The following is a 6,997-nucleotide window of genomic DNA, read 5'->3' as shown; positions in this document are numbered from 1 at the left end:
ATTGCTCTTGTAGGGATGAGCGGGGGAGGAAAGTCTTCATTAGTAGGGTTAATTCCGAGGTTTTATGATGTAACAGAGGGAAAAATCCTTCTAGACGGAAAAGATATCCGGTCATTTAAGGTTCGCACCTTACGGGATAAAATCGGAATGGTTCTTCAGGATAATATCCTCTTTAGTGAGTCAGTCAAAACGAATATTTTATTAGGAAAACCGGGAGCTTCAGATGAAGAGGTTATTGAAGCTGCAAAGGCTGCTAATGCTCATGAATTCATTATGAATTTGCCCAATGGCTATGATACGAAGGTTGGAGAACGCGGAGTCAAGCTGTCAGGCGGGCAGAAACAGCGTGTGGCAATTGCAAGAATTTTTCTTAAAAATCCGCCAATCTTAATTTTGGACGAAGCCACTTCGGCATTGGATTTAGAAAGCGAGCATTTAATTCAGGAAGCATTAGAAGAGCTTGCTAAGGATCGGACAACCTTTATTGTTGCCCACAGACTATCAACAATCACACATGCAGATCGGATTATCTTAATTGAGCATGGAGAGATTTCCGAAGCGGGCAGCCATGAAGAACTAATGAAAATGCAAGGCAATTATTATAAGCTTTTTCAAGTGCAACAGCTTGAAAGTTAAAAAAAGAGCATCCGCGCTGGATGCTCTTTTTTCGCTTATTTCTCAATCGACATTTCATTTGCTTTTTTATGATAGGTTTGGAAGCTTGTGATTAACTTATCAAGATGCTCGACCTGCTCATTATAGTCTATAATAACCGAGATGATTTGCATGTTGTGTGAGAGAATGTCTTCATCCTCTAAGGATGCTTCCTTCTTTTGAGATATAAAGAGATTGAAGAGCTCTTTCCTATTTAGGAAGATGTCTCCCTCTTCAAAGACCACATTCGGGCGTACTTTTCCAATAAACTTTAACATGATATGTTCATGATGATGAATAAGACAGTCTAGCTGCTGCTGAATAGCATTTTGGTAATCCAAAGGCATTTCTTGAAGATCATTTTCAAAACGATGTAATTTCCTCAATGTATCCAGCGATCTTTTTACAGTTGAAATCATTTGCCGATAAATAACGAGCCTTCGTGATTTGGGAATCGTGTCCTTTTTGAAGTAGTTTCGCTCTTCCTTATACATACTATATAAATGGTCCAGGTTTCTAACACTTGCCTTCATTTTCCCAATATCATTTTTTAGCAGTTTATGCTCTGAGGCATGTCTAATCGTAAGCCGTATCCATTTGGTCGTTTCTTCTGTAATATCTGAGATGCCGTAGTATAATTTTTTCTCATACTTCGGAGGCAGGAATAGCAAATTAACGATAAAAGCTGAAAAAACCCCTAACATGACAGTTGAAAACCTGATAAGAGCAAATTGGATAAATTCATCACTAGGTGTTTCCATGATGACAATCATGGTTACGAGTGCTAATCCGATTGTATTTTCTATTTTAAGCTTTAAGTTAATGGTAATTACAACGATTGCTGCTAACCCGATAATGAACATATCATTGCCGAATAATAGAACAAACACTACTGCCGTAAGTGCCCCAATCGCATTTCCCTGAACCTGTTCAATAATAGATAAGAAGGATCGGTAAATGGTCGGCTGAATCGCGAAAATCGCCGCAATGGCTGCAAAGACTGGAGAAGGCAGCTGAAAAACCTGAGATAAAAATAATGATAGAATAATTGCGATTCCCGTTTTTAGTATGCGGGCACCAAGCTTCATACTTATTTGTTTCCTTTCTATCAGAAGATGCCTTCTGTTTATTAACTTAAACTAGTAAAGGTAATCATAACGAATTAGTTGCTAAATTAACAAGCAAATTCTTTAAAAGTAATTTCACGACCATGACATTAATGTACTATACATGGATATAAGGAGAAGTACAATGGGCATTTTCGCAAATTTTTTACAAGAGTTTGTACTATTTGTATTTAGAAAAAAGGAGCGAAAAAAATCGCTCCTACAATCATATGAATGAGATTAATATTTATTCTTCCCCTAATGCTTGAAAGGCGTTTTGTACTGCATGAATCGTTGCTTCGATGTCTTCCTCTGTATGTGCGATTGTAAGGAACCATGCTTCATACTTGGATGGCGCCAGGTTGATTCCTTGTTTTAACATGAGCTTGAAGAATTTCGCAAACATTTCTCCGTCTGTGTTCTCTGCTTGGTCGTAATTAACAACTTTTTCATTCGTAAAATAGACTGTGAGCGCACCCTTCAAACGATTGATTGTAATAGGGATATTGTATTCCTTTGCAGCAGCTGCAATTCCTTCCTCAAGCAACGCTCCAAGTCTGTCGAGATACTCATATACACCCTTTTGCTGTAAAACCTCCAGGCATGCGATTCCTGATAAAATGGATGCCGGATTTCCTGCCATTGTTCCTGCTTGATAGGCTGGCCCCAATGGAGCCACTTTTTCCATGATTTCTTTCTTCCCGCCGTATGCACCAATTGGCAAGCCACCGCCAATAATTTTTCCCATTGCAGTTAAATCAGGGGTAACGCCTAATAAATCCTGTGCACCTCCGTACATAAATCGGAAAGCGGTTATGACCTCATCATAAATAACAAGAGCACCTGCTGCATGTGTTAATTCATTAATTTGTTCCAAGAAACCTGGCTTTGGTTCAACAATACCGAAGTTCCCGACAATTGGCTCCACAAGAACGGCTGCAATTTCACTTCCCCATTTTTCTAATGCCTCTTTAAATGGCTCGATATCATTGAAAGGAACTGTAATAACCTCTTGAGCAATACTCTTTGGGACACCAGCTGAATCTGGCGTTCCAAGTGTGGCTGGTCCTGATCCTGCAGCAACTAGAACGAGATCAGAGTGTCCATGATAGCAGCCAGCGAATTTGATGATCTTGTCTCTGCCTGTATAAGCACGTGCCACGCGAATCGTTGTCATAACTGCTTCCGTTCCAGAATTAACGAAACGGACCTTTTCTAACGCTGGCATGGCTTCCTTGAGCATTGCGGCAAATTTAACTTCATGGGGAGTAGGTGTTCCGTATAGTACACCTGTTTCAGCAGCTTTCTTAATGGCTTCTGTTATGTGCGGATGGGCATGACCTGTAATAATGGGTCCATAAGCTGCTAAATAATCAATATATTGATTACCATCTACATCCCAGAAATATGCTCCTTGACCTCTCTCCATAACGACTGGGGCTCCGCCGCCAACAGCTTTATACGAACGGGAAGGGCTGTTCACTCCTCCGACAATATGCTCAAGTGCTTCTTTATGTATGCGTTCTGAATTTGTAAATTGCATGTGAATCCTCCTTGATTTAGGTGCTAACTTATCATATCTTATCATGTTTTGGGACTAGAATGCTTCGTTTCATAATTGCGACTTTTCTTAAATGTACAGGCTGTCATATGGATTTAACGATAAGCGTATAGTTTAAGAGAGGCAAAGAGGAAAGTGGGCGTGTAAATGGTTTTTTATATATCCCTTGTATTAATTGTTTTCTGTATGATCATGAGCATAAGAACTTTGTTTTTGCCACACACAATTAAAGGAAAAAAGGTTAGCTTTGAAAACTTTATTTATTTGGCCTTTATTTATGTAACCGTCATGATTGGGTTCGGACTCATATATATTCTTCTTGAAACGAATGGCTATACTGTTTTTATGGAAGGAACTGTTGGATTAGATGGTGATTTTCTGAATCAATTAGAAACAGGATTTTATTTCAGTGCAGTAACCTTATTTTCCGTAGGTTATGGAGACATTGCCCCTATTGGGGTCGGAAGAATGATAGCGGTGCTTGAAGCGCTCATTGGCTATACGATTCCGGCTGCTTTCGTATTTAGAGCGGTGTTTGAGATGGAAAAGAAATTGTAGCTGTTGTCAAGTTGATTTTGTTGTGTTTCTTAGAAGAATTGGATAGGCTTAAGAAAAAGCATATAGGAGGAATTTCAATGGCCGTTTCGATAGGAGAATTAGCTCCCGACTTTGAACTTGAAGCAAGTAACGGGGAAACGATTAAACTATCTGATTTTCGAGAAAAAAATATTGTCCTGTATTTCTATCCAAAGGATATGACTCCTGGATGTACGACACAGGCATGTGATTTCAGGGACAAGCATAGTGAATTCGCAGATGTGGATGCTGTTATTCTTGGTGTAAGTCCTGATCCGCTTGCCCGCCATGATAAATTTATTGAAAAATATGATTTGCCTTTTATCTTACTTGCAGACGAGGAGAATAAAGCGGCAGAGGCTTATGACGTTTGGAAGCTAAAGAAAAACTTTGGGAAAGAATATATGGGAATTGAACGTTCTACTTTTATCATTGATAAAGCTGGCAAGCTAGTTAAGGAATGGAGAAAGGTGAAGGTTAAGGGGCATGTAGAGGAAGCACTTGAGTATATTAAGGAAAATCTTTCATAAATACAGCCTATTTTTTGCTAACAAGGCTTTTGTCCACTCATCTGGAAATGTTTTGAATATCATTTTATTAGGGCATACCTCCTCAGATATATTTTGAAGCGGATCTTATAGGATTCGCTTTTTTTCTTTTTATGTTTTTAAATATATTTATTAAACATATAGTAAATTAAGAATCATTGAAACCAGAGGAGGGATAAAAAAATCTTCCGATTGAATCAGATTTTATAAAAAGCCTCAACTACCCATTTTGTAGTTTGCAATGTTGACAAAAGTACTATTGAATGAGTAAACTATTTATAAAGATTATAAAGTAATAATTCTTGTTAGAAAAGAGGTGCATGGCCGGTGGCGCAAATTCAATTAAAGGAAGCGCTGGACACTCTAAAGGATACTGGAGTTCGCATAACACCACAGCGTCATGCGATACTTGAATATTTAATAAACTCCATGTCACACCCTACAGCAGACGATATATACAAGGCTTTAGAAGGAAAGTTTCCGAATATGAGTGTGGCAACAGTTTACAATAATTTAAGAGTATTTCGTGAGGTTGGACTTGTTAAGGAACTGACTTATGGAGATGCATCAAGTCGTTTTGACTTTGTAACAACCCATCATTACCACGTGATTTGTGAAAAATGCGGAAAAATCGTTGACTTCCATTATCCTGGTCTAGATGAAGTTGAGCATTTAGCATCTCATGTTACAGGTTTTAAGATTAGCCATCATCGTATGGAGATTTATGGAACCTGCCCTGAGTGTTCAATTAAAGAGGCGCATTAATAAAACAAAGCTGCTGGTCAAAGTGCCGACAGCTTATTTTTATGGTCATTTTCGTTTGAGCAGTTAGTTAAGGGGAAAAATAAAAATCTCGGCTACGACCGAGATTTTTTATTATAATTTTCATCGAATTCTTTGCCCTCTAGATTACGATCTAGTGTTAACGGTTCATTGCAATACATGCACATATCAACGCGACCTAATATTTTTGTATGTTTACCGCAATTTGGACAAACAACCTGCACTGTCTTAGTTGATAGCATCCCAATCCAAAAATATACTACCGTACTAGCAATAATAAAGACGGTTCCAAGAAGCATAAAGATGGTCATGAGCAGAGGGGAATTTCTGAAAAAGATCCCAAGATACATGACTAAAAAACCGACAAATATTAAAGCAAGGGCAAATGTTCGAATTTTATTGATTTTACTTGAATATTTAGCCATTTAAGTCCCTCCTACGGAAATACTATAACATATCAAATGAAAGATAATAAGTAGTATAGGAGAGAAATAAGATTTCAAGAATCCAATCGAAATAAGAAAAAGTGTGCAGCTTTTCTTTTTTAGGAAGGATTATTTGAAAAAATTGTCGAAGATATATTTAATCCATGCTTAAAAGCATGATTTTGTAAGATAAAGATTGATCGCACAATAAAATCCCAATAATTATAGAAGCTAATAAAAATATGGAGGAATAGTAATGGAAGATATTCTCCGCCCCATTTATCAAGAACGAGCTAGTCAAGCTAATACTCTCGGAGTGTTAATGATAAAGAAACAACAGAAGAATACGCCAGCAACAAACACCTTTGATGTTGTTTTGCTCATTTTAGTTAAGGAAGCTGAGTCACCCGTATATGTTAAGCATTATACTTATAACGATCAGAAGGCAGCCTTATATATGATTACGGATAAGCAGCTGCATGAATGGATTTTACTTGGTTCGAATAAGAAGATTTTCGAATGGTTATATAGCGGGAAAGTAATTTTCGAACGTAATGAATATTTTCATAAGATTAATACAGAACTTAGAGATTTCCCGTTCAATGGCCGTAAATTGAAAATGGGAATAGAATTTGCAAAACTAATTCGTCGGTATATGGACGGGAAGGTTTTTTTTGAAAATGGACATTATTTAGATGCGTATAATCATGTAGTTCATTCCCTTCATCATCTTGCTAGACTTGCCTTAACTGAGCAAGGCTTTCACCCAGAGGTAACAGTATGGCAGCAAATTAAACAAATTGAACCGGAAATATTAAAATTATATGAAGAACTAGTAAACAGTCATGAGCCTTTAGATAAAAGGCTAGAGCTTCTTTTCTTAGCGAGTGAGTTTTTAATCCATTCCAAAACTAAAAGCGGAATCAGTCATTTAGTGGATGTTCTATCAGAAAAAGAGTTCTGGTCCATTAATGAAATGATAAACCATAAAGAATTACAGTACTATTCAGTTGATTTAGGAATACTGATAGAATATTTAATCGATAGAAATATGATTGAAGTAGTAACGATAGAAACAAAGGGGAAAGGTGTCTTTCATCGGTATTATAAACTCAGTAAAAAGTTATTGTAAAAAAACAAAAAAGTTATTGACCTTTTATTAAATACTTGATATATTAATATCCGTCGCTGCAATTTGTTGAATAAAATGAAGTGCAGCAGGCGGATGAAAGTTTTTAAAAAGTGTTGACATCAGCTTCAGCACATGTTATATTAGAAAAGTCGCTTCTGAGCGATATGATAGTTCTTTGAAAACTGAACGAACAAAAAAACGTCAACGTTTTA

At 37.1% G+C, this 6,997-nt stretch carries 8 protein-coding genes; 5 read left to right on the top strand and 3 right to left on the bottom strand.

What is annotated here, in order from left to right; all coding sequences use genetic code 11:
• Nucleotides 1–636: ABC transporter ATP-binding protein (locus V7149_RS00700; protein ID WP_335343764.1), on the top strand; the 636-nt coding region annotated here is incomplete at its 5' end.
• 35 nt (nucleotides 637–671) lie between these two features.
• On the opposite strand, the gene V7149_RS00695 is transcribed toward V7149_RS00700, so the two are convergent.
• Nucleotides 672–1,742 carry an FUSC family protein gene (locus V7149_RS00695; protein ID WP_335343763.1) on the bottom strand — a complete coding sequence of 357 codons (1,071 nt, stop codon included), beginning with the start codon at nucleotides 1,740–1,742 and terminating at the stop codon, nucleotides 672–674.
• Between the two features lie 265 nt (nucleotides 1,743–2,007).
• Nucleotides 2,008–3,303, bottom strand: coding sequence for a glutamate-1-semialdehyde 2,1-aminomutase (locus V7149_RS00690; RefSeq protein WP_335343762.1), 1,296 nt, complete (start codon nucleotides 3,301–3,303; stop codon nucleotides 2,008–2,010).
• Nucleotides 3,304–3,468: 165 nt separating this feature from the next.
• Between V7149_RS00690 and V7149_RS00685 the strand changes: the two genes are divergently transcribed.
• From V7149_RS00685 to perR, 3 genes are all read left to right on the top strand, one after another.
• On the top strand, nucleotides 3,469–3,879 hold the full coding sequence (locus V7149_RS00685; protein ID WP_335343761.1) for an ion channel: 411 nt from the start codon (nucleotides 3,469–3,471) through the stop codon (nucleotides 3,877–3,879).
• A gap of 77 nt (nucleotides 3,880–3,956) precedes the next feature.
• Nucleotides 3,957–4,427 carry a thioredoxin-dependent thiol peroxidase gene (gene bcp / locus V7149_RS00680; RefSeq protein ID WP_335343760.1) on the top strand — a complete coding sequence of 157 codons (471 nt, stop codon included), beginning with the start codon at nucleotides 3,957–3,959 and terminating at the stop codon, nucleotides 4,425–4,427.
• A gap of 345 nt (nucleotides 4,428–4,772) precedes the next feature.
• Entirely contained in the window at nucleotides 4,773–5,210 is a 438-nt protein-coding gene (gene perR / locus V7149_RS00675) for a peroxide-responsive transcriptional repressor PerR (protein ID WP_335343759.1), read from the top strand.
• 92 nt (nucleotides 5,211–5,302) lie between these two features.
• Here the strand turns inward: perR and V7149_RS00670 are convergent, their stop codons facing one another.
• Nucleotides 5,303–5,653, bottom strand: coding sequence for a YgzB family protein (locus tag V7149_RS00670; RefSeq protein ID WP_335343758.1), 351 nt, complete (start codon nucleotides 5,651–5,653; stop codon nucleotides 5,303–5,305).
• A gap of 256 nt (nucleotides 5,654–5,909) precedes the next feature.
• Here V7149_RS00670 and V7149_RS00665 point away from each other — a divergent pair, with 256 nt between their 5' ends.
• Nucleotides 5,910–6,785, top strand: a complete 876-nt coding sequence (locus V7149_RS00665) for a nucleotidyltransferase-like protein (RefSeq protein ID WP_335343757.1) — start codon at nucleotides 5,910–5,912, stop codon at nucleotides 6,783–6,785.
• Nucleotides 6,786–6,997: the final 212 nt, after the last annotated feature.

The organism is Bacillus sp. JJ1503 (assembly GCF_036965125.1).
GTDB lineage: Bacteria > Bacillota > Bacilli > Bacillales > Cytobacillaceae > Cytobacillus.
This window is presented reverse-complemented; position numbering and strand designations above follow the sequence as displayed.

Bases quoted from the DNA above. Each gene is read 5' to 3' on its own strand.
- V7149_RS00685 (WP_335343761.1), top strand. From the start codon at position 3,469: ATGGTTTTTTATATATCCCTTGTATTAATTGTTTTCTGTATGATCATG.
- V7149_RS00670 (WP_335343758.1), bottom strand. From the start codon at position 5,653: ATGGCTAAATATTCAAGTAAAATCAATAAAATTCGAACATTTGCCCTT.
- V7149_RS00665 (WP_335343757.1), top strand. From the start codon at position 5,910: ATGGAAGATATTCTCCGCCCCATTTATCAAGAACGAGCTAGTCAAGCT.
- bcp (WP_335343760.1), top strand. From the start codon at position 3,957: ATGGCCGTTTCGATAGGAGAATTAGCTCCCGACTTTGAACTTGAAGCA.
- V7149_RS00690 (WP_335343762.1), bottom strand. From the start codon at position 3,303: ATGCAATTTACAAATTCAGAACGCATACATAAAGAAGCACTTGAGCAT.
- V7149_RS00695 (WP_335343763.1), bottom strand. From the start codon at position 1,742: ATGAAGCTTGGTGCCCGCATACTAAAAACGGGAATCGCAATTATTCTA.